Here is a 22,389-nt window from a genome sequence, read left to right on the forward strand (position 1 = left end):
TATGACGGCTACGGCGATTTGACTGCCGTTTACGGACGCGACGGCAAAAAACTGCGCGGTTTTGCCTACCGCAACCACATCATGGTCGAACACAGCCAGCCCGACGGACTGGTATCCCGCTACGAATACGACCGCTACGACACCGACGGCAAAGTGCTCAAAAGCAGCAACAACCTCGGCGAAGCATGGACGTTCGACTACCGCAAAGACCATACCGTCGTTACCGACGCATTGGGGAGGACGGAAGTATACGGTTTCGACGAAAACCGCGAACTCGTCTACCGCATCGATGCCGACGGACAACGCAGCGACAGCGAACGCGACGACTACGGCCGCATTACCGTAGAACGCGACCCGCTCGGACGCGAAACCCGCTATCTCTACGATACCGAAGGCAACGTCATCGCCATCACCGCGCCGGACGGCAGCAGCACCCAAATCGACTACCACGAAACCCTCAACCTGCCGGTTGCCGTCAACGATCCCGCCGGCAGGATTACTGCCTACACCTACGACGGACGCGGCAACCTCATCAGCATCACCGATCCCGCCGGTTACACCACCCGCTACGGCTACAACGCCCAATGGCTGCCCGAAACCATTACCGACGCCTTAGGCAAAACCCGACGCCTACACTACGACACCCTCGACCAGCTTGTCTGCTTTACCGACTGTACCGGCGAAACCACCCGTTTCGGTTACACCGAATACGGCGATCTCGAAACCGTTACCGATGCGCTGGGCCATACCACCCGCCACCACTACGACGCAGCGGGCAACCCCGTCCGTACCGACTATCCCGACGGCAGTCACGAAACCTTCGAATACGACCGCCTCAACCGGCTGACCGCCCACATCGACGGACTCGGTGCCAAAACCGCCTACGAACTCGCAGTGGACGGACTGCCGCTCAAACGCACCAACGCGCTGGGCCATACCTTCGCCTATGCCTACGACAAAGCCCGCCGTCTGACCGTCCTCACCAACGAAAACGGCGAAACCTACCGTCTCGATTACAGCCAAACCGACAACCTGATCCAAGAAACCGGCTGGGACGGCAAAATCACCGCCTACGGCTACGATGCCGCCGGACAACTGGTTCAACAGACCGAATACGGTCAAAGCAATACTGAAGGTCGTCTGAAAGACCGTCCCGAGACGTGGCACATCCACCATTTCAAACGCAATATCCTCGGCCAACTGCTCGAAAAACAAAGCCGCAAAGTCTCCAGCCGCAACGGGCAAAGCAAAGACGAAGGCATCAGCCGCACCCGTTTCGACTACGACCCCATTACCGGTAACCTGACCAAAGCCCGCAACCAACACAGCAGCGTCGAACTCGCCTACGACGAACTCGACCGACTCATCGGCGAAACCACCGTCCACAACGGCCAAAGCGCCACCGTAGGCTACCGATACGACCCGTTGGGCAACCGCATCCGCACCATCCTGCCCGACGGCTGCCATATCGATTACCTCTACTACGGCAGCGGACACCTGCACCAAATCAGCCTCGACGGCGAAGTCGTCAGCGACATCGAACGCGACAAACTGCACCGCGAAATCCAAAGGACGCAGGGCAGCATCAGCAGCCTGTACGACTACGACCCCATGGGTCGTCTGAAAAGCCAGCATACCGTTTGGAGCGGCACACAAACGCTTCACAACAAACAAAACCCGCTGGCCGGCGGCGCCGTCAACCGCCGCTACGCCTACGACAAAGCCGGCAACCTGATCCAAAGCGCCGACCAAAGAAGCGGCGTCCTTCATTACGTTTACGACAAAATCGGACGTATTCAGGAAGCCCGCAACAGCCAAACCGGCCGCAGCGAAACCTTCGCCTTCGACCCCGCCCACAACATCCTCGACATCCCGACATCTACTCCCTCTCCCGTGGGAGAGGGCTGGGGAGAGGGCAAAACGACCGCCCCGATTTCAGACGACCCCAAAACTCAAGGTCGTCTGAAATCCCCCGCCAACCCTAACCCTATCAGCGGCAACCGCCTCAAAGAATACAACGGCATCGAATACACCTACGATGCACTGGGCAACCTGATCTACCGCCAGCTGCCCGACGGCGAAAACCAATATTACCAATACGATTTAGAAAACCAACTCGTCCGCGCCGAAATCAAAAAGCCCGCCGGCAATACCGAAATCTGGACATACGCCTACGACCCGTTTGGCAGAAGGCTTTCCAAAGAACGCCAAGACAAACTCGCCTGGACGAGTACCGACCCGAAACGCACCCACTTCGTCTGGGAAGGCAGCCGCTTGTTGCAGGAGTACACCTACAAAGGCAGCTATACCTATATCTACACCGACCAAGACAGCTACGAACCCTTAGCCCAAGTCTTCCGCAAAAACCAAGACGAAGAACAATACCTCGCCTATTTCCACAACGACCAAATCGGCATCCCGCGCGAGATGACCGACATTCATGGTAATCTCCTGTGGTACGGTGAATACACCGCCTGGGGCCGTCTGAAAAAGGATGAGCGGGTTTATAAAGATGTGCATCAGCCGTTCCGGTTGCAGAACCAGTATTACGATGAAGAAACAGGGCTGCACTACAACCTGATGCGTTATTACGAACCTGAGGCAGGTCGGTTTGTGAATCAGGATCCGATTGGGCTGTGGGGTAGGGATAACCTGTATCAGTTTGCACCTAATGCGCAAACGTGGATTGATATTTTAGGGTTAAAGAAATGGGGAAGTGCTAGGGCAAGTTTTTGGAAAAATGAAGCTAAACGTGAGCGTGATAGGATTGCTGCTATTAAAGCCAAAGATCCGTCAGCTAAACCTAAATGCAAATATTCAGCAGCAAATCTGAAGAGAATGGAAAAGGGCAACGCCCCTCGTATTTGTGCTGTTATTTTTGATTCACTTGGTAGACTTACAACTCGAGCAGTATCTATGGAGCTACACCATACCTACATACCGCAAAGAAGTAAATCCCCATTGGCACATTCCGCATAGAATTTGACCAAAGCAAGTCCTTGGGCGCATTCCAGCATGGATAAATATAGGCATCTTGGAAAAGATTTTAATTTAGAGAAAATTAAAAATGGGGTAAACTCATTCGATCCTAAAACATGCAAATAGTATATATATTATGGAGTATTAAAATGATAAACAGCTTAGATATTAGAAAATTTGTTGAAACCGAGAAACATAAAAATTATCTAAAAGAATTGTCGGAAATTATAAAGTTAAAATAACAAATGATGAATTATCTTCTCAAGGATGTAATATCCTAGCTGGCGCATTAAATATTGCCAATATAGACTTAGCAACAATTGAAAAAAATTAGATGCGAATAAAGAATTTATTTTTACTTTTATAGAAGTTACAACAAAAAATTTTATCGCTAAATGTGAGAAGGAAAATGTTGCCTTTCATGGAGAAACAAAACTTTGTTTGATTTACCATACATTAGTAACCATATTTCTGGAACAATCAGAAAAAACATTGGCAGAGCATTACAAAGCTAGAAGATTTAAAGGTTATTCACGATTGGCCAAAGAGCAGTTTGCAGAGTATCAAGAAGCCAAGCAAGTTTATGAACGGAAAGCGTAGCTCACACCGATAACAACTGTATTTTCAGACCGTTAAGCAAAATGTCAAAACTCTAAACAAGTTGTTTAGATACTGTTTTTGGCAAAGCAAGCCGTAGCGCATATGAAACTTTAAATCTTGAAGTAAGGTATATCAGAACACTAGAGTTTTCTTACTTTTCAGACGGTCTTAATGTCTTCTTTAAAAATGGTGATACGTTTCATTCTGAAATTGTTTGTGTGCTTTATGTTGTCGACCTCATCAATAATATATCCGAATTACTCGGATAATGAGCGTGTAGTATGCGGTAGCCCACATAAAACCTACAACCCTGATATAGGGAGTGTGCTTTCAGACGACCTCTACCAAATCGCCTCCCCCGACGGCGGCGCACGGCTGCTGTTTGCCGAAGTCGATTCCGGCTGCGGCATTTACCAACTGGTCGCCAACTCGACCGCAACGGTCGCCATATCCGACTCTGCTACGACGACAACGGGCTGCCGCACAGCATTTACGACGGCAGCGGCCGACGCTTCCAACCCGTATTCCCCTCCATCCGTCTGCACGATAACGATCCCGTCTTCGACCCAGCCGGGGAACGGGACATCTTCGTTTCCGAAGACGAGCGTTTCTACGTTAACCGCCTCACCTCCGTCACCTTCAACGGCAAGGAACTGGTGCGCTACGACTACGACGGCTACGGCGATTTGACAGCCGTTTACGGACGCGACGGCAAAAAACTGCGCGGTTTCGCCTACCGCAACCACATCATGGTCGAACACAGCCAGCCCGACGGACTGGTATCCCCGCATAAATTCTGCAATCAAATATTTGTCATAATTATCTAAAAGCATTTATTATTACATATCTAATAATCATAATTTAAGGGAAAACGTTCATGGCGTGGCGGTTTGTGTTGCCTGCTTGGGTGGTGGGTGTAGTGCTTTCGTTTGCGTTACCGTTTGTGCCGTCATGGTGGATTTGGTTGTCTGTAATCATTGGCGCGCTTGTGTTGTGTCGAAAATTTGCTGTGGCTTGGTTGGTGTTGGCCGTCTGTATGGGCATGGTGTTTGGCGTGTGGCGGACTGGGCTGGTTTTGGCTGGTCAATGGTCTGTGGGGGAGGCGGAGGCTAAAGTTTTGACGGTTGAAGTGGCGGATATGCCGCGTGATGATGGTCGGCGCGTGCAGTTTGCGGCAAGGGCTTGGGATGAGCGTGGGCAGGCTTTTGATTTGATGTTGTCGGATTATCAGCGGCGCAATTGGACGGTGGGCAGTCGGTGGTCTGTATCGGCGCGGGTAAAGCCGGTGATTGGCGAAGTGAATGTGCGCGGTTTGAACCGTGAAACATGGGCTTTGGCCAATGGTATCGATGGCATGGGTACTTTGGGGCGCGACAGGAAACTCGTGCGTCAAGGCGGCGGTTTCGGTTTGGCTAATATGCGTGATGCGGTAAGCCAAAGTTGGCAGAGAATAGAGGATAAATATCCTGAGTTTTCAGACGGCATAGGGTTGATGCGTGCTTTGAGTATTGGTGAGCAATCGGCGTTGCGGCCGCCTTTGTGGCAGGCATTCCGGCCTTTAGGGCTGACGCACTTGGTCAGTATTTCGGGCTTGCATGTGACGATGGTGGCGGTATTGTTTGCCTGGCTAATCAAGCGAATTTTCCGTTATTCGCCGTGGATTCCGGCGAAACCGCGTGTGTGGATATTGGCCGGCGGTGTTGCCGGGGCTTTGTTTTATGCACTTTTGGCCGGTTTTTCCGTACCGACGCAACGCAGCGTGTTGATGTTGGCTGCGTTTGCGTGGGCATGGTGGCGCGGCGGTGGCGGCTCGGGCTGGACGGCATGGTGGCAGGCTTTGGCCGTTGTTTTGTTGTTGGACCCGTTGGCTGTATTGGGCGTGGGAACTTGGTTGTCATTCGGTTTGGTTGCTGCTTTGATTTGGGCTTCATCAGGCCGTCTGAAAGAGTTGGGTTGGCGTTTGGCTGTACGGGGGCAATGGGCGGCAACGGTATTGTCGGTGGTATTGCTGGGCTATTTGTTTGCTTCGTTACCTTTGCTCAGTCCGTTGGTTAATGCGCTGGCTATTCCTTGGTTTTCTTGGGTGTTGACGCCGTTGGCTTTGCTGGGTTCGGTTTTTCCGTTTGAACTTGTCCAGTTGGTAGCGGCATTTTTGGCGGAATATACTTTACGCGGTTTGCTATGGCTGGCTACGGTATCGCCTGAATTTGCCGTCGCAGCGGCGCCCGTGCCTTTGCTTGTGTTGGCGATGATGGCGGCTTTACTTTTATTGCTGCCTAAAGGAATGGGCTTAAAACCTTGGGCATGTCTGGTTTTATTGGGCTTTGTGTTTTACCGTCCTGCCAAGCTGGAGGAGGGGGTGGCAAGAGTTACGGTGATGGATGCAGGACAAGGTTTGTCGGTGTTGATACAAACGCGTAACCGCAATCTTTTGTTTGATACGGGAACGGAGCAAGTGGCGCAAACAGGTATTGTGCCGAGTTTGAACGCGATGGGCGTGCGCCGTTTGGACAGCCTGATTTTGTCGCACCATGATATTGACCATGACGGCGGTTTTCAAAGTGTGGCGGCTGTCGGTGCTGATAAATTGCTTGCCGGACAACCTGAGTTTTATCCGAATGCAGAGTTTTGCCAAGAAGACAAATGGCAATGGGACGGCGTAGATTTCGAGTTGCTCAGGCCATCTGAAAATGCAGGTAAGGAAGATAATGACCAAAGCTGCGTATTGCGTGTCGTAGCAAACGGCAAAGCTTTGTTGATAACCGGCGATTTGGGCGTGAAGGGCGAGGCAGGTTTGATTGAGAAATACGGCAATGCGCTGTATAGTCAAGTGTTGGTATTGGGACATCACGGCAGCAGCACGGCTTCGTCAGGCAGCTTTCTGCATACGGTTTCGCCGCAATATGCCGTGGCATCCAGCGGCTATGCCAATGCCTACAAACATCCGACCGTTGCCGTACAAAATCGTGTCCGCGCGCACGGCATTACTTTGTTGAGAACGGATTTGTCAGGCGCGTTGATGTTTGCTTTGGGACAGGACGATATATTTCAAGGCCGTCTGAAAGAGGATAAGTTTTATTGGCAGAAGAAACCGTTTGAGTAAAAAGGATAAAAGGCTGTCTGAAAGACTTTTCAGACGGCCTTAATATTTTTATTGACGGGCATTATCCAAATTTTGTGTGAATCCAATTGTGGATAGTTTTGTTTAATCATTGATAATAAAGAACAAATTAATTTTGATGAAAAAATAGGCAGTATAAAAATAGGAGAATAATTACAAAGTCATTTTATAACTGTTGTTAATTTGATAAGCATTTTGAATCTGTTTGGCTGAATAAATTCACTTGTTTTTAGCTTGCTTATATAATTTAAACGCATTATTGCGCATTCAAATTAAATTTAACAAAGCGAAAAGAAATGGCTGAAACTCAAAACCAACCTAATAACGAAGAGTCCGTAGTGATTATCGGCACGCGTCGTGATGATGTGCTGTATGGCAGCTTGGGACACAATATTTTTTACGGCGGTTTAGGAAACGATACCTTTATTGTGAACAACAGGAATGACCAAATTGTTGAAAGGTACGGCGAGGGTACGGATACGGTTTATACCCATACGACTTATACGTTGCCGAATTATGTTGAAAACCTGACGATGACCGGTCACGATAATATTTTTGGTTTCGGCAACAATTCCGACAACGTCCTCATAGGCAACAGCGGCAACAACCGTTTGAGTGCCGGCCGTGGCAAGGATGTGCTTTACGGAGGGGCGGGTAATGACTTGCTGTTGGCAGGCGATGATGACGACAAACTTTATGGTGGCGACGGCAACGATATTTTGCGTGGCGATCATGGCAACGATTATTTGGAAGGAAACGAAGGCGACGATGTTTTAGACGGCGGAATCGGTGCAGACGTAATGCGCGGCGGCAATGGCAACGATACATATTATATAGACAGTCCAAACGATGTTGTTATCGAAGAAGCCAATGGCGGCATTGATACGGTCTACACAGGTATGACTTACCGTTTGCCGACTCATGTCGAAAACCTAACCTTGACCGGCAGCGGCAATTATTTCGGTTTCGGCAACCATTCCGACAACGTCTTAATCGGCAACATTGGCAACAACCGTTTGATCGGAGGCCGCGGCAATGATGTGCTTCGCGGAGAGGCAGGCTATGACTTGCTGTTGGCGGGTGATGGCGACGATAAACTTTACGGCGGTACCGGCAACGATATTTTACGCGGCGATGCCGGTAATGATTATTTAGATGGCGGCGAAGGAAATGACACGCTTGAAGGCGGTAGTGGAGACGATACTTATGTATTCCGCCGTGGCAGCGGTCATGATGTCATTTCAGACAATCTGGGCCATAACAGCATTCATTTTAAAGGTTTGAGTAGGAAGGATATCAGTTTTACTACTCGTCCAAGCGTCCGTAATCCTGTCCTTAAAGATTGGGTATTTACGATTCGTGAAACAGGCGAAACGCTGACCCTTAAAGAGCAACACAAGACCTATTCATCTGTATCTAAGTATAAATTTTCGGATAAGGAAATGGATGTTGCTGAAATCTTCAAATATCCCGAACATGACTCCGGCCAAGACAGCGTAACCATGCGTGTGCTTTATAAAGATGGTCATGCCGTCACACATGCCGCCATACAAGGGCAGCATCTTCAGACGGCCTCTTTGCAGTATTGGGAAAATATTGCTACTCAAAAAAGAGCCAATGATATTGTCCGACCCAGTTATAAACAGGCGCAACATTCTATCTTTACCAAAGACAGTGATGGCGACGGTTTGGTCGATGCTATTGACCGCAATCCGCAGGAGTGGAATGTTTCCGAGCGTGATTTGCGGATGTTCTCTTCATTGGTTTATGAATCTCCGTCTGCTTTGCATACTGTATTTAAAGGCGATTATTGGTGGAATACGCAATATGCTTCTATTGCTAAGAATATTAACGACAAATATTTTAGCAATCAGGCCAATGTATCTGAATTGGTTGGGAAATGGACATTGCTTAAGGCAGGTAGTCCGGGAAGCGGTTTGGATTATGCGATTTTCGGCAATGCGAACAAAAAGGGCGGTTGGGACAATGTCGTGGTGGCGTTTAGAGGTACGCAGGCGACCAGTATTAAAGATGTTTTGGCTGATTTGAAAATTGTGACCGGTAATTTGCCGGAGCAAACCAAATATTTGGATGAAATTGCACGCTATATTGATACGCTTCATGCCAAAAATGTGTATTCGACCGGACATTCGTTGGGCGGCTATCTTGCAGAATACTTTGCCGCACATACCATGCAACAGCGTTATGACTGGGCAAGCGATTTTAAACGCAGCAGTCTGTTTAATCCGGCTGTTTTGAATGTGGACAAAGCCTCGCCTGAAGCCTTAAAACAAGCACGAGATATGGCCGATAAAATGGCGGAAACACGTATCACGGACAACTCGGATACAACACAGGCACGCCATCTGTATGAAACCAATTCGTATGTAATCAAAGGCGAATGGGTTGGAGATGGTTTTTCAGGTAAAACAGGTGCGGGTATTGGTGCAGTAGTCGGTGGGCTTTTGTTTGGGCCATGGGGCATTGCAGCAGGTGCAGCTGCAGGTGCTGCTGCGTCCCAAGTTCATAAAGGATTGGGCAGATATCCGAATGCCAAGGTTTTGGATTTCAAAAGCGGCGATGTATGGGGCAAACACAATATGACCAGCTTTTATGAGTTTGATACCGAACTTGAACAATACTTCTCCCAAGGTAAACGTATCGACAAGCATTACAAAAATCCTTATTTGATGGATTCTGACCAAGACGGTTTTTCAGACGGCATTGAAAAAAAATGGGGTAGCAGCAGTAATGATGCTCAAGAAACGCCATACGCAACCGGTACCTCTACTATTTATACCGATGACCGGCCCATGCTTGCCGTGGTTCAGACAGAGGATGCAGCCGGTAACGTCCTGTCACTCAAAGGCGTGGAAATGACGGCGCACCAGCAGGGCGATAAGATGGCGTATGCAGCAAACGGCAAGGAAATCGACTTAGGCAAAAACGGCTTTGATTGGTCTGTCAGCATCAGTGGAGACAACAAAGGCGTAGCGGCCTTGCATGGCAGCGCGGCTGACGATGTCTTGAAAGGCAGCGATGGCAATGATTATCTGGCAGGCGGACTGGGTGGCGATACCATTGTTACCGGCGAGGGTAGAGATACGGTGGCATTTACTGCATGGGATGTCCGCGAGGGCAAACTGGATCACTTGCTGGATTTCAATCCGGTCAAAGACAAGTTGGATTTGAGCGCTATGCGTCCGCTGCTCAATGAGAAAGAAAGCCAGGTTAGCTGGGCGGATTTGTTTGTCCGAGATGTGGATACATTCAGCCCCGACCGCTCGTATCTTGTGTTCAACAGCGCCCAAAAAACCTTGGCGTATCGGGGCGCAGGAGCTGAAAGCAGCACAGAGTTTGCACGTTTCTACAATGAAGATGCTGCGCAGCTGACAGCCGCCAATATTATCGGCTGATGGTTGTTTTAAAGTTTAAGGCCGTCTGAACCTGATATTTCATGTTCAGACGGCCTTAAACTTATATAATATCTGACCTATCTCTTTAAAAAGGCAATCCCCATGAACACCATACGCACCAAAATTTGCGGTATTACCCGATCTGAAGACGCGCTGGCCGCGGCCGAATTGGGCGCGGATGCCATCGGGCTGGTGTTTTACGCCAAGAGTAAACGGGCAGTGAGTATTGAGCAGGCGCAGGCGGTTGTGAAAAACCTGCCGCCGTTTGTATCGGTGGTGGCCTTGTTTGTGAATGAAAACGAGCAAACCATCCGCGAGATTTTGCGTCAGGTGCCGATAGATGTGATTCAGTTTCACGGCGATGAAGACGATGATTTTTGCCGTCGGTTTGACCGCCCGTATTTGAAGGCCGTGCGCGTACAGTCCGCTGCCGATATTCAGACGGCCTATGCCAAATTTCCGAATGCTCGCGCCTTGTTGTTTGATGCCTATCATCCGACCGAATACGGTGGTACGGGACAAAGTTTCGACTGGACCATGTTGCACGGCAATATCGGCAAACCGTGGATACTTGCCGGCGGATTGACTGCGGAAAACGTTGCCGAAGCGGTAAAAATCAGTGGCGCGGCGGCGGTGGATGTGTCCGGCGGCGTGGAAATCTCCGGCGGGGTTAAGAGCAGGGAGAAAATGGCGGTGTTTATTCAGGCTGTAAAGGCCGTCTGAAATTTTGTTTGAATTCAAAGAAACCGGAATACATATATGCAAGAGCCAATCGTCGAGTCTCACCCCTTCGCAGCCTTGTTGCCGCCGCAGGCAACGGTCATGATGATGGGGACGTTTCCGCCTAAAGAAGAAAAACACGCGATGCAGTTTCATTATCCGAATTTTCAAAACGATATGTGGCGTGTGTACGGGCTGGTGTTTTTCGGCGATGCGGCGCATTTTCAAAAGCAAGGCGAAAAAGCGTTTGATGCCGATAAAATCAAAGCGTTTTTGAGTGAGAAGGGGATTGCATCCTGTCCGACCGTGTTGAAGGCAATACGCGAACATGGCAATGCTTCGGATAAGTTTTTAAAAGTAATAGAAACTGTCGATTTGGCGGCAGTATTGGCGCAAATGCCCGAGTGCCGCCATCTTTGCACCACTGGCGGCAAGGCAACCGAAGTTTTGTTGGAGATTCAAGGCAGCGGCATGAAAATGCCGAAGGCCGGCGAAACAGTGCCGTTTCCCTATGCTGGACGTGAGTTGACCCTGACGCGCCTGCCTTCGACTTCGCGTGCCTATCCTTTGAGTTTGGCGAAAAAAGTGGCGGCGTATCGGGCTTTTTTTGAAACGGCTGGATTGACTGTTTTTCAGGAGTAGAGCGATGGACCGTTATGAAATTTCTTTAATGACGTTTATGGCTTTGTGGTGGCTTTTTAATGTCGTCTCAGTGTGGCTGAAGGCTAAACAATGGCATATCAAGGTATTGTTGGGCGGAACGCTTTTGTATGTGATACAAATATCTGCAGTCATTATGTCTGTTAACGGCCTTAATTGGATATTTTTGAACGTAAGCACTATAAATACCAATGAGTTGATTATTGCTTTGCTTGTGCTTAACTTTTTGGGTTGTTGGTTGCTGGCGCTGTGGCTGGGGATGTTAGCATTGAAACTATGCCTGAGAAACAAAAACGAAGAAAAATATATCGCGCCGCCGTTGGGTACGGCATTGATTGCAACATCGAGCTGTACGCTGTTGTTCCTATTTTGTCTGCTGATATTATTATTCAATTAGTTGCCGACAAGATGAATGGAAAACGGCTATAATTGCTGACAATTTTACTTTAAGACGGCCTTGTACTGAATCAGGCCGTCTGAAACCATAAAACGAACAAGGAAAAATCCCATGAAAAATTATTACGCTCCCGACGAGAACGGCTTTTTCGGCGAACACGGCGGCCTGTACGTTTCCGAAACCCTGATTCCTGCTTTGCAAGAATTGGCAGAAGCCTATAAAGCAGCGAAAGAAGATCCTTCATTTTGGGAAGAGTTCCGCCATGATTTGAAACACTATGTCGGCCGTCCCAGCCCTGTTTACCATGCCGCGCGATTGTCCGATCATTTGGGCGGCGCACAAATCTGGCTGAAGCGTGAAGATTTGAACCATACTGGTGCGCACAAAGTCAACAACACCATCGGTCAGGCTCTGCTCGCCCGCCGCATGGGCAAAAAACGCGTGATTGCCGAAACCGGCGCGGGTCAGCACGGCGTGGCCTCTGCCACCGTTGCCGCACGTTTCGGCATGACTTGCGATGTGTACATGGGGGCGGACGATATCCAACGTCAAATGCCGAATGTGTTCCGTATGAAATTATTGGGTGCGAATGTGGTCAGCGTTGACAGCGGCAGCCGCACTTTGAAAGACGCGATGAACGAAGCCATGCGCGAATGGGTTGCCCGCGTGGACGACACGTTCTATATCATCGGCACCGCCGCAGGCCCGGCGCCGTATCCAGAAATGGTACGCGACTTTCAATGCGTGATCGGCAATGAAGCCAAAGAACAAATGTTGGAAGCCATCGGCCGCCAACCTGATGTTGCCGTTGCCTGCGTGGGCGGCGGCTCGAATGCCATCGGTTTGTTCCATCCCTATATCGAAGAAGAAAACGTACGTTTGGTCGGCGTAGAAGCCGGCGGTTTGGGCGTGGATACGCCTGACCACGCCGCACCGATTACCAGCAAAGCCCCTATCGGCGTATTGCACGGTTTCCGCAGCTATTTGATGCAGGACGAAAACGGCCAAGTTTTGGGTACGCACTCTGTTTCCGCAGGCTTGGATTACCCAGGCATCGGCCCGGAACACAGCCATTTGAACGACATCAACCGCGTGGAATACACTGTTGCCAAAGATGACGAAGCACTCGAAGCCTTTGATTTGCTCTGCCGTTTCGAGGGCATTATTCCTGCGCTGGAATCCAGTCACGCCGTTGCTTGGGCAGTCGCCAATGCGCCGAAAATGGGCAAAGACCAAGTGATTCTGGTCAACCTGTCCGGTCGCGGCGATAAAGACATTAATACCGTGGCGAAACTCAAAGGCATTGAGTTGTAAGCCTTATTGATTGAGCAGTAAAGGCCGTCTGAAAAAGCTGGATTTCAGTCTTTCAGACGGCCTTTGTTTCCTTAATGATTCAGCGTAGTATTTTATCCATGCAAACTCTATCAAGTATCGGTGGCTAAGGAAATTTATCTTTCCAAACCGATCTTGTACGCTTTCTAAACCGATTATTCAAGTTATCCATCACCATGAAACATTTAGCAATTCATCTAAAACTATTGGGCATGGCGGCGTTTTGGGGCGCATCTTGGCCGATGGGGCGGATGCTGGGACAGGCGCTGCCGCCTTTAACGGGCGGTATGCTGCGCTTTTTGACGGCGGCAATCTTGCTTTTGGGCTGGCTGTTTGCACGGTATCGATTGCGTACTTTGGCGGTTTTGTCGCGCAAACAATGGCTTGGGTTGGCATTGGCAGCGGCATTCGGCGTATTTGGTTTTACCGTATTGTCTATGCTGGGTTTGCAGCGGATTCCTGCTTCAAGGGCGACGGTGTTGGTTACGTTCAATCCTGTGCTGACGATGTTTTTTGCGGCTTTGCTGTTTGGTGAAAAACTCAACGGCAAGATTGTGTCGGGCATATTGTTGGCAGTGGCAGGATCGATATGGGCGGTCACACATGGCGAGATGGTGGCATTTTTGTCGGGCGGCGGCATAGGGTGGGGCGAAGTGCTGGTGTTTTGCAGCCTTTGCTGCTTGGTTACTTATACGATGATAGGCAGGGCGGTGTTGCAGGGGATTGATGCGCTGACGGTCACCGTGGCCACCGCTTGGCTGGGTGTAATGATGTTGTTGCCGCCTGCGCTGATTTCAGACGGCCTGCCGTTTGGTATGCTTGCCGAAATGGACGGCAGGGGCTGGTTCGCTTTGATTGGCCTGTCTGTCGGTGCAACGGTCTTGAGCTATGCGTGGTATTTTGAAGGCGTAAAAACTTTGGGCGCAGGCAGCGCGGCGGCGTACATCACTTTGGTGCCGGTATTCGGCATTTTATGTTCCGCTTGGTTTTTGGGCGAGGTATTGCATGTTTCCTTGGTTGCCGGCTGTTTGGCGGCAGTGGTCGGATTGGTGTTGATGCAGTACGGAAGACGTGCCGTCTGAAATAGGAAATATGTTATATAATAATGAAACTAATCAAACCATTGTTTTAAACATGTCCGAACATTCCTTCCTGCTCGATTTCGACCGCGACCATCTACTCCATCCCTATACGTCCATGACTGACCCGTTGCCTGTTTATCCGGTGCGCCGTGCGGAGGGTGTGCACATTGAATTGGCGGACGGTACTCGGCTGATTGACGGGATGTCGTCTTGGTGGTGTGCGATACACGGCTACAATCATCCTGTTTTGAATCAGGCGGTTGAGGCGCAGATTAAGCAAATGTCGCATGTGATGTTCGGCGGTTTGACGCATGAGCCGGCGGTAGAACTGGGCAAGTTATTGGTCGGGATTTTGCCGCAGGGGCTGGACCGTATTTTTTATGCGGACTCGGGTTCGGTTTCGGTGGAAGTCGCGCTGAAGATGGCGGTGCAGTACCAGCAGGCGCGGGGTTTGACGGCGAAGCAGAATATTGCGACAGTACGGCGCGGGTATCACGGCGATACTTGGAACGCGATGTCCGTCTGCGATCCGGAAACGGGGATGCACCATATTTTCGGCAGCGCTCTGCCGCAGCGTTATTTTGTCGATAACCCGAAAAGCCGTTTCGACGATGAATGGGATAAGGCGGATTTGCAGCCTGTCCGCGCCTTGTTTGAAGCGCATCATGCGGATATTGCCGCCTTTATTTTAGAGCCGGTCGTGCAGGGCGCGGGCGGCATGTATTTTTATCATCCGCAGTATCTTCGCGGATTGCGCGATTTGTGCGACGAGTTTGATATCGTGTTGATTTTTGATGAAATCGCCACCGGATTCGGGCGCACGGGCAAGATGTTTGCCTGCGAACATGCGGACGTCGTGCCGGATATTATGTGTATCGGCAAGGGCTTGAGCGGCGGCTATATGACGCTGGCGGCGGCAATCACTTCGCAAAAAGTCACCGAAACGATTTCGCGCGGCGAAGCGGGCGTGTTCATGCACGGGCCAACGTTTATGGCGAACCCGCTGGCGTGTGCCGTTGCCTGCGCTTCGGTCAAACTGCTTTTGTCCCAAGATTGGCAGGCAAATATCCGCCGCATCGAAAGCATCTTAAAAGGCCGTCTGAAAACCGCATGGGACATTCGCGGCGTGAAAGACGTGCGTGTTTTGGGTGCCATTGGCGTGATCGAGCTGGAAAAAGGCGTGGATATGGCGCGTTTTCAAGCGGACTGCGTGGCGCAGGGCATTTGGGTGCGCCCATTCGGCAGGCTGGTGTACCTCATGCCGCCTTACATCATTTCAGACGGCCTCTTGACCGAAATTGCCGACAAAACCGTACACATTTTGAAGGAACATAACAAATGAAAGGCGTTTACTTCGTCAGCGGCATTGATACGGACATTGGCAAAACCGTCGCCACCGGCGTATTGGCAAAACAATTGTTGCAGCAGGGCAAAAGCGTGATCACGCAAAAGCCCGTGCAAACCGGTTGCCAAAACATCGCCGACGACATCGCTGTCCACCGCAAAATCATGGGCATACCCATGCAGGAAGCCGACAAACAGCGGCTGACCATGCCCGAAATCTTCAGCTATCCCGCTTCGCCCCACCTCGCCGCCCGACTGGACGGCAGGGCTTTGGACTTGGACAAAATCCGCACCTCCACGCAAGAATTGGCGGCGCAATACGAAATTGTCTTGATCGAAGGCGCGGGCGGATTGATGGTTCCGCTGACAGAAAACCTGTTAACCATTGATTATATTCAGCAACAGACTTATCCCGTCATCCTCGTTACCAGCGGACGGCTCGGCAGTATCAACCACACTTTACTAAGCTTCGCCGCGCTCAAACAATACGGCATCCGGTTACACAGCCTGATTTTCAACCATATTCACGACAGCAAAGATGAAACCGTTGCCGGAGATACCTTGGAATATCTTAAAGGCCGTCTGAAAGATGAGTTTCCCGAAGCCAAATGGCAGGAGTTGGCCAAAACAGAGGTGGTAAATGGCGTTTGATATACCGCGTGGCACACTTTGTTCACATGCCGAAGCTTCAAGTCTTCTGCCGTCTAAGGCCGAACATTTGCTGACCGTTTCTTCGCTAACCGCTGCGTTGCGCGCTTCCGGTAAGGATTTTTCGGTCGAGCCGGTGTATTTGGGTTTGACGAAGGAGGAGGAAAACGGAGACGAAATCTTTGTGCGCGATGTTTTGCTCCAACTGGACGGCGAAACAGTGATACAAGCCAGAAGCGCGTGCCGGCCGGATAGCCGTCTATGGACAGAATTATTGGATTGCGGAACGCAGCCTTTGGGAGAGCGTCTGTTTGACGGTACATTGCCGTTGAAACGTTCGGATTTTGAGTTTCTTCGTTTTGAAGATGCCGAGCATCCGTCTTTCAGACGGCCTGTTACCGCGCGCCGTTCGTATTTCGATTGGAACGGCGAAATATTGGAATTAACAGAATATTTCTTATTGAAATTAATGGATTTATACCGATAAGGCCGTCTGAAAAGAAAACCGATTGCCGATATTTGTCATAATTCTGTTATAATACAACAAATTAAATCGTTAAGATTCGTTTGATTTCAGACGGCAATAAATTATAATAAGAGCTAAGGCTCTAAAATGCCTTTCCTTCAGCATCAATACATATACAACGACACATTACACCAATGAACATACGGCGCTTTTTCCTACAATTTTTACCACGTTACGCTGTCGGAAGGATGGTGATATACGCCAAACTGATGCGCATCGACAAACCCATCGGCACCCTGCTTTTGCTGTGGCCGACTTATTGGGCATTGTGGATTACGTCTAAAGGCGTTCCCGACGCGGATATTTTTATTGCCTTTACTGCAGGCACGTTTTTAATGCGCAGCGCAGGTTGCGTCGTGAATGACTTTGCCGACCGCAATTTTGACGGCGCAGTAGAGCGCACCAAAAACCGCCCGTTTGCCAAAGGTTTGGTTTCCAAAACCGAAGCGCTGCTTTTGACCGTCATGCTGTGTCTGATGGCGGCCTTGTGTCTGGTACCGCTCAACCGCTTTACTTGGCTGATGAGTCTTCCGGCCTTGTTTCTGGCTGTCACATATCCCTTTACCAAACGCTTTTTCCCGTTGCCGCAGTTTTATTTAGGACTGGCATTTTCGTTCGGCATTCCCATGGCCTTTGCCGCCGTGCAAGGCCGAGTGCCTCCCGAAGCGTGGCTGATGTTTACCGCCAATGCCTTATGGACGCTGGCTTACGACACGATTTATGCCATGGCGGACAAAGAAGACGATTTGAAAATCGGCATTAAAACTTCGGCAATCACATTTGGCCATCACGACATTAGCGCAACCATGCTTTGCCATTTTTGGTTTACGGTATTGATGGCGGTGCTGGGTATCAAAATCGGCGCAACTTGGCCGTATTGGCTGGTATTGCCGATAACCGCGTATTGGCAGTGCCAACAATATGCCGCCATCCGTACGCGCGACCGTCAGTTGTGCTTCCAAACGTTTTTGGCCAACAACCGCATCGGCTTGGCGTGGTTTTGCGGATTGGTCTGCCATTATTTCTGGTTGTTTTTGGTGTCCAAACTGTTTTAAAAAACGAGGTTGGGGCCGTCTGAAAAGAAAGGGAAAAGGAGTATGTCGGACATACTCCTTTTTATTTAAACCGTGATTTAGCCAATGATGGAATTTTTACTTTAAATCAATCATAATCAAATGGTTGGATTATTTTCGGCTCGTTAAAAAATATCAAAAACAACATGGAAAATGTTAGCGGGACGAGTGTAAATTACGCCTTCAGGATTGAGATTTGCACCGACAATCGGTACAATCCCATTGTTTTGCGACATTTAAAAGAGATACATATGAGCCTGATCGGCGAAATTTTACCTTTGTCCCATATCGTTTTGGATTTGGAAGTCAGCAGCAAAAAGCGTCTGTTTGAAGAGGCCGCACAGCTGCTGGAGAATGAAGCAGAATTACCGAATGCCAACGTGTTCGACTGCCTGTTTGCCCGTGAAAAACTCGGTTCGACCGGTTTGGGGCAGGGGGTGGCGATTCCCCACGGCCGTCACGCATGCGTGAAAAAAGCCACCGGTGCGTTTATCCGTACCAAAGAGCCGGTTGCCTTTGATGCGCCCGACGGCAAACCCGTTTCCCTGATTTTCATCCTGCTTGTGCCTGAAAACGCTACCGGTGAACATTTGGAAGTCTTGTCCAAACTGGCCGGCAGATTCTCTCAAAAAGCCGTCCGTGAAGCATTGATGGCCGCGACTTCTGCCGAAGAAGTACGCACACTCCTGACCGAAGAGTAATTCATGCCCAGCATATCCGTCCGCCGCCTGTTTTCCGACAATCAGCACAAACTCGAACTTGCTTGGGCTGCCGGCAATTCCGGCGCGGACAACCGTATCGGTGTCGAAGCCGATAAACCCGTCTTGGCCTTGGTCGGCCACTTAAACTTTATCCATCCCAACCAAATTCAAGTTGTCGGCGTAGCCGAAGCCGAATATTTACGCCGTCTGGAATCGGGCGAACTCAACTATGATTTCGGCGAGCTTTTCGACATCCCCATGTCTTTGGTCATCGTCGCCAACGGTTTGCCGGTTTCGCCCAAATTACGCGATTATTGCCATACCAACAGTATCCCTTTGCTGACATCCAAACAGGAAAGCCCGCACTTGATGGACGTTTTGCGGATTTATCTGCAACGCACATTGGCGACTTCCACCATCAAGCACGGCGTATTTTTGGATGTATTTGAAGTGGGCGTACTCATTACCGGGCAGTCCGGCTTGGGTAAGAGCGAATTGGCATTGGAGCTGATTTCGCGTGGGCACAGCCTGATTGCCGATGATGCGGTCGAACTCTTCCGCACCGGCCCGGAAATGCTGGAAGGCCGTTGCCCGCCTATGCTGCGTGATTTCCTCGAAGTGCGCGGTTTGGGCATACTCAATATCCGCCATATTTTTGGCGAAACCTCCATCCGTCCGAAAAAAATCCTCCAGCTAATTATTAATTTGGTTCCGGCCGACGACGGATACATGAAACAACTCGATCGATTGAGCATCCGTACCGAAACAGAATCTATCCTCAACGTCAGCGTCCGTTCCGTTACCCTGCCTGTTGCAATCGGTCGAAACTTAGCAGTATTAGTTGAAGCTGCGGTGCGCAATTACATCCTTCAATTGCGCGGCAAAGACAGCACCAAAGAATTCCTCGAACGCCATCAAACACAACTCAAAGAAAACGAACAAAACCATGAAAATCGTCCTGATTAGCGGCTTATCCGGCTCAGGAAAATCCGTAGCCCTCAAACAGCTCGAAGATTTGGGTTATTACTGTGTCGATAACCTTCCTTTGGAAATGCTTCCGTCGTTGGTTTCGCTTCACATCGAACGTGCCGATGAAACCAAACTCGGTGTCAGCGTTGACATCCGTTCCGGTATCAATATTCAGGAAGCGCAAGAGCAAATCCAATATTTGCGTCATGAAGGGCATCAAGTCGAAGTCCTCTTTATTGAAGCGGAAGAGGGCGTGTTGGTACGCCGCTTCTCGGAAACACGCCGCGGCCATCCTTTGTCAGGCCATAATCTGACCTTGTTGGAAAGCCTGCAAAAAGAACGCGAATGGCTCTTTCCGCTCAAAGACATTGCATATTGCATCGATACGTCCAAAATGAACGCGCAGCAGCTGCGTTATGCCGTTCAACAATGGCTCAACATTGAACGCATCGGTTTGCTGGTTATTCTTGAATCCTTTGGTTTCAAATACGGCGTTCCCAATAATGCCGACTTTATGTTTGACATGCGCAGCCTGCCCAATCCGTATTACGATCCGGAATTACGCCCCTTTACCGGCATGGACAAGCCCATTCAAGATTATTTGGGCCAGCAGCCGTTGGCTCAAGAAATGGTTGATGACATCGACCATTTTATTAGCCGCTGGTTGCCGCGCCTGCAACAAGAGAGCCGCAGTTATGTGACGATTGCCATCGGCTGTACCGGCGGGCAGCACCGCTCCGTTTATGTTGTGGAAAAACTGGCCGAACGTCTCAAGGGCCGTTACGAACTCCTTGTCCGCCACCGTCAGGTTCAAAGCTTGGCAGGACGCTAACTTGCCGTTTCAGACGGCCTCAAAGGAAGAAACCATGAAAAAAATCAGTCTGACCGCATTATCCCTGCTTATCTTGACCGCTTGTGCAACAGAGCCTGTCACTGCTTACCGCTGGCACCGTACAGGCGCGAGCGAAGCTGAAGTTTCCCGCCAAATCAATACCTGCAAATCACAAGTTCAAAATGGAACCAAACGTGGCAATACATCCAAGACGTTTGAGCAATGTATGGATGAAGCAGGTTATTACAGCTACGAGCATGGCAACCTCTAAATCCTGATTGACCGATTATCCAAATACCGAGGCCGTCTGAAAAACAATGATTTTTCAGACGGCCTCAGATACGAATAGAAAGAATAAAAAGACATGGCTATCCAATGGTTTCCCGGCCACATGAATAAGGCAAAAAAAGCCATTGCCGAACGCATTAAAAGCGTTGATATGGTGATTGAGATGTTGGACGCGCGTATGCCTGCTTCCAGCGAAAACCCTTTGCTTACCCAGTTGTCCAAAGGCAAGCCCAAACTGAAAATCTTAAACAAACAAGACCTTGCCGATCCCGAGCGTACCAAAGTTTGGCTCGAACACTACAACAGCCGCCAAGATACCCGAGCCATTGCGCTTGATTCTTCCGAAACCGGCGCGCACGGCAAAATTATCCAAGCCTGCCGTGCCATGATTCCGCATCGTCAAGGTATCGAGAAGCCGTTGCGTGTTCTGATTTGCGGTATCCCCAACGTCGGCAAATCCACCTTGATTAACGGCATGATCGGCAAAAAATCTGCCAAAACCGGTAATGAACCTGGTATTACCAAAGCCGAACAGCGTCTTTTCCTTGCCGACGATTTCTGGCTTTACGATACCCCCGGTATGTTGTGGCCGAAAATTATCGTTGAAGAAGGCGGCTATAACCTTGCGGCCGGCGGTGCAGTCGGACGCAACGCGCTGGACGAAGAAGAAGTGGCGCTTGAGCTTTTGGATTACCTCCGCCGCCATTATCTGGCTTTGTTGCAAGAGCGTTATCAAGCCGACAAAGATCCAAGCAGTCATTGGGACGATACTTCTTGGCTGGAGTGGATTGCCAAAAAACGCGGTGCGGTTTTGAGCGGCGGACGGGTCAATTACCAAAAGGCCGCTGAAAATATCCTGACCGATTTCCGCGAAGGCAAAATCGGCAGAATTACGCTGGAAACGCCAAATCAATGGGAGGCTTGGCTGAAAAAAGCCAGACAGAAAGAGGCCGAACTCAAAGCCATTCGCGAAGCCAGAAAGGCGGAACGAAAAGGGCAACAGCCTTCTGCCGATTAATATAAAAGGCCGTCTGAAATCTATTTTCAGACGGCCTTTTGTTGGAATAGGCAATTTAGAGGGCGGTACGGCTGAAGCTGTCCAGAGCTTTATCGGTTTGGATTTGGTTGAACTGCATGATGGTTTTGTCGCCTTGCTTTTCGTCCAATTCGATTTTTCGCACCAGCGTATCGCCGTTGATTTCGATACGGTTGAAGATTTGGCGGGTAATGGCGGTTTTCGGAGTTAAGGTCAACGTCCATTTTTTCTCGTTGCCGTTTAATTTCAAATCAAATTGTTTTTCCAAGCCTTGGGTATTACCGCCCAAAAGGTCGAGGAAGAGTTTGATTTGGCGGCTTTGGCCGTTGAGTTTGCTGGCATTTGGGTTGACCCATTGGCTGCCGTTCCACTGCATGATGCCGTCTGAACGCACGCGCAGGGTAGTTTCAAATGGTTTTTGCATTTTCCAGAGCAGGCCTTTTTGTGGGACAAGGGTAAAGCTGCCGCTGGTGGTCATGGGTTTGCTGAGGGATTTGAGTTGGCGTTGTTGGACAAAATTGCCTTGCACGTTTTGCGGTTTTTGCAGGGTTTGTGCCAATTCGGCAGAAGAAAATGCCCACAAAGCCGGAGCGCTGATGAGGAGAGTAAGAGAAAGAATGGTTTTTTTCATTGTGCTTCCATAAGGTTTGAGGCCGTCTGAAAGT

Annotated in this window: 19 protein-coding genes; 17 read left to right on the forward strand and 2 right to left on the reverse strand. The window is 49.8% G+C overall.

The window, feature by feature from the left end:
• Positions 1–2,979, forward strand: a 2,979-nt coding sequence (locus O3682_RS00005) for an RHS repeat-associated core domain-containing protein (protein WP_371507929.1), incomplete at its 5' end; no start/stop codon positions are given.
• 1,010 nt (positions 2,980–3,989) lie between these two features.
• On the opposite strand, the gene O3682_RS11720 is transcribed toward O3682_RS00005, so the two are convergent.
• Positions 3,990–4,370: a hypothetical protein gene (locus O3682_RS11720; RefSeq protein WP_526023248.1), complete on the reverse strand. Its 381-nt coding sequence runs from the start codon at positions 4,368–4,370 to the stop codon at positions 3,990–3,992.
• Positions 4,371–4,456: 86 nt separating this feature from the next.
• Between O3682_RS11720 and O3682_RS00015 the strand changes: the two genes are divergently transcribed.
• The 16 genes from O3682_RS00015 to ylqF all read left to right on the forward strand — a co-directional run bounded on the left by O3682_RS00015 (position 4,457) and on the right by ylqF (position 21,706).
• Positions 4,457–6,682 carry a DNA internalization-related competence protein ComEC/Rec2 gene (locus tag O3682_RS00015; RefSeq protein WP_371507931.1) on the forward strand — a complete coding sequence of 742 codons (2,226 nt, stop codon included), beginning with the start codon at positions 4,457–4,459 and terminating at the stop codon, positions 6,680–6,682.
• 314 nt (positions 6,683–6,996) lie between these two features.
• A complete protein-coding gene (locus O3682_RS00020; protein ID WP_371507932.1) occupies positions 6,997–10,116 on the forward strand; it encodes a M10 family metallopeptidase C-terminal domain-containing protein in 3,120 nt (1,039 codons plus the stop codon).
• 102 nt (positions 10,117–10,218) lie between these two features.
• Positions 10,219–10,839: a phosphoribosylanthranilate isomerase gene (locus O3682_RS00025; protein ID WP_371507933.1), complete on the forward strand. Its 621-nt coding sequence runs from the start codon at positions 10,219–10,221 to the stop codon at positions 10,837–10,839.
• 36 nt (positions 10,840–10,875) lie between these two features.
• On the forward strand, positions 10,876–11,478 hold the full coding sequence (locus O3682_RS00030; protein WP_371507934.1) for a uracil-DNA glycosylase family protein: 603 nt from the start codon (positions 10,876–10,878) through the stop codon (positions 11,476–11,478).
• A 4-nt stretch (positions 11,479–11,482) separates the two neighbouring features.
• On the forward strand, positions 11,483–11,893 hold the full coding sequence (locus tag O3682_RS00035) for a hypothetical protein (RefSeq protein WP_371507935.1): 411 nt from the start codon (positions 11,483–11,485) through the stop codon (positions 11,891–11,893).
• Positions 11,894–12,004: 111 nt separating this feature from the next.
• Positions 12,005–13,207 carry a tryptophan synthase subunit beta gene (trpB, locus tag O3682_RS00040; RefSeq protein ID WP_371507936.1) on the forward strand — a complete coding sequence of 401 codons (1,203 nt, stop codon included), beginning with the start codon at positions 12,005–12,007 and terminating at the stop codon, positions 13,205–13,207.
• A gap of 194 nt (positions 13,208–13,401) precedes the next feature.
• Complete coding sequence (locus tag O3682_RS00045) at positions 13,402–14,307, forward strand: DMT family transporter (RefSeq protein ID WP_371507937.1); 906 nt, start codon at positions 13,402–13,404, stop codon at positions 14,305–14,307.
• A gap of 52 nt (positions 14,308–14,359) precedes the next feature.
• On the forward strand, positions 14,360–15,649 hold the full coding sequence (bioA, locus tag O3682_RS00050; protein ID WP_371507938.1) for an adenosylmethionine--8-amino-7-oxononanoate transaminase: 1,290 nt from the start codon (positions 14,360–14,362) through the stop codon (positions 15,647–15,649).
• Positions 15,646–16,302, forward strand: a complete 657-nt coding sequence (gene bioD / locus O3682_RS00055) for a dethiobiotin synthase (protein WP_371507939.1) — start codon at positions 15,646–15,648, stop codon at positions 16,300–16,302. Before bioA ends, bioD begins: the two co-directional genes overlap by 4 nt.
• Positions 16,292–16,786: a chorismate--pyruvate lyase family protein gene (locus O3682_RS00060; RefSeq protein WP_036490339.1), complete on the forward strand. Its 495-nt coding sequence runs from the start codon at positions 16,292–16,294 to the stop codon at positions 16,784–16,786. Before bioD ends, O3682_RS00060 begins: the two co-directional genes overlap by 11 nt.
• Positions 16,787–17,013: 227 nt before the next feature.
• Entirely contained in the window at positions 17,014–17,880 is an 867-nt protein-coding gene (gene ubiA, locus O3682_RS00065) for a 4-hydroxybenzoate octaprenyltransferase (RefSeq protein ID WP_371507940.1), read from the forward strand.
• Positions 17,881–18,149: 269 nt separating this feature from the next.
• Entirely contained in the window at positions 18,150–18,599 is a 450-nt protein-coding gene (gene ptsN / locus O3682_RS00070) for a PTS IIA-like nitrogen regulatory protein PtsN (RefSeq protein WP_003747374.1), read from the forward strand.
• A gap of 3 nt (positions 18,600–18,602) precedes the next feature.
• Positions 18,603–19,565: an HPr(Ser) kinase/phosphatase gene (gene hprK / locus O3682_RS00075; protein ID WP_003747372.1), complete on the forward strand. Its 963-nt coding sequence runs from the start codon at positions 18,603–18,605 to the stop codon at positions 19,563–19,565.
• Positions 19,546–20,400 (forward strand): RNase adapter RapZ, encoded by an 855-nt coding sequence (rapZ, locus tag O3682_RS00080; RefSeq protein WP_371507941.1) that lies wholly within the window; start codon positions 19,546–19,548, stop codon positions 20,398–20,400. The genes hprK and rapZ overlap by 20 nt, the downstream gene beginning before the upstream one ends.
• A 34-nt stretch (positions 20,401–20,434) precedes the next feature.
• The gene (locus O3682_RS00085) at positions 20,435–20,671 is read left to right on the forward strand and encodes a lipoprotein (protein WP_003684875.1); all 237 of its coding nucleotides are present in this window, start codon (positions 20,435–20,437) and stop codon (positions 20,669–20,671) included.
• A 93-nt stretch (positions 20,672–20,764) separates the two neighbouring features.
• On the forward strand, positions 20,765–21,706 hold the full coding sequence (ylqF, locus tag O3682_RS00090) for a ribosome biogenesis GTPase YlqF (protein WP_371507942.1): 942 nt from the start codon (positions 20,765–20,767) through the stop codon (positions 21,704–21,706).
• Positions 21,707–21,761: 55 nt separating this feature from the next.
• Here ylqF and apeL read toward each other — a convergent pair whose 3' ends face one another.
• Entirely contained in the window at positions 21,762–22,355 is a 594-nt protein-coding gene (apeL, locus tag O3682_RS00095; RefSeq protein WP_371507943.1) for an ApeL family LolA-like protein, read from the reverse strand.
• Between the last annotated feature and the right edge of the window lie 34 nt (positions 22,356–22,389).

The organism is Neisseria sp. 27098_8_112, from assembly GCF_041433235.1.
Lineage (GTDB): Bacteria > Pseudomonadota > Gammaproteobacteria > Burkholderiales > Neisseriaceae > Neisseria.

Bases quoted from the DNA above. Each gene is read 5' to 3' on its own strand.
- ylqF (WP_371507942.1), top strand. From the start codon at position 20,765: ATGGCTATCCAATGGTTTCCCGGCCACATGAATAAGGCAAAAAAAGCC.
- hprK (WP_003747372.1), top strand. From the start codon at position 18,603: ATGCCCAGCATATCCGTCCGCCGCCTGTTTTCCGACAATCAGCACAAA.
- O3682_RS00025 (WP_371507933.1), top strand. From the start codon at position 10,219: ATGAACACCATACGCACCAAAATTTGCGGTATTACCCGATCTGAAGAC.
- rapZ (WP_371507941.1), top strand. From the start codon at position 19,546: ATGAAAATCGTCCTGATTAGCGGCTTATCCGGCTCAGGAAAATCCGTA.
- O3682_RS00020 (WP_371507932.1), top strand. From the start codon at position 6,997: ATGGCTGAAACTCAAAACCAACCTAATAACGAAGAGTCCGTAGTGATT.
- O3682_RS00015 (WP_371507931.1), top strand. From the start codon at position 4,457: ATGGCGTGGCGGTTTGTGTTGCCTGCTTGGGTGGTGGGTGTAGTGCTT.
- O3682_RS00045 (WP_371507937.1), top strand. From the start codon at position 13,402: ATGAAACATTTAGCAATTCATCTAAAACTATTGGGCATGGCGGCGTTT.
- O3682_RS00030 (WP_371507934.1), top strand. From the start codon at position 10,876: ATGCAAGAGCCAATCGTCGAGTCTCACCCCTTCGCAGCCTTGTTGCCG.
- ptsN (WP_003747374.1), top strand. From the start codon at position 18,150: ATGAGCCTGATCGGCGAAATTTTACCTTTGTCCCATATCGTTTTGGAT.
- bioA (WP_371507938.1), top strand. From the start codon at position 14,360: ATGTCCGAACATTCCTTCCTGCTCGATTTCGACCGCGACCATCTACTC.
- ubiA (WP_371507940.1), top strand. From the start codon at position 17,014: ATGGTGATATACGCCAAACTGATGCGCATCGACAAACCCATCGGCACC.
- apeL (WP_371507943.1), bottom strand. From the start codon at position 22,355: ATGAAAAAAACCATTCTTTCTCTTACTCTCCTCATCAGCGCTCCGGCT.
- O3682_RS00060 (WP_036490339.1), top strand. From the start codon at position 16,292: ATGGCGTTTGATATACCGCGTGGCACACTTTGTTCACATGCCGAAGCT.
- O3682_RS00035 (WP_371507935.1), top strand. From the start codon at position 11,483: ATGGACCGTTATGAAATTTCTTTAATGACGTTTATGGCTTTGTGGTGG.
- bioD (WP_371507939.1), top strand. From the start codon at position 15,646: ATGAAAGGCGTTTACTTCGTCAGCGGCATTGATACGGACATTGGCAAA.
- O3682_RS00085 (WP_003684875.1), top strand. From the start codon at position 20,435: ATGAAAAAAATCAGTCTGACCGCATTATCCCTGCTTATCTTGACCGCT.
- trpB (WP_371507936.1), top strand. From the start codon at position 12,005: ATGAAAAATTATTACGCTCCCGACGAGAACGGCTTTTTCGGCGAACAC.
- O3682_RS11720 (WP_526023248.1), bottom strand. From the start codon at position 4,370: ATGCGGGGATACCAGTCCGTCGGGCTGGCTGTGTTCGACCATGATGTG.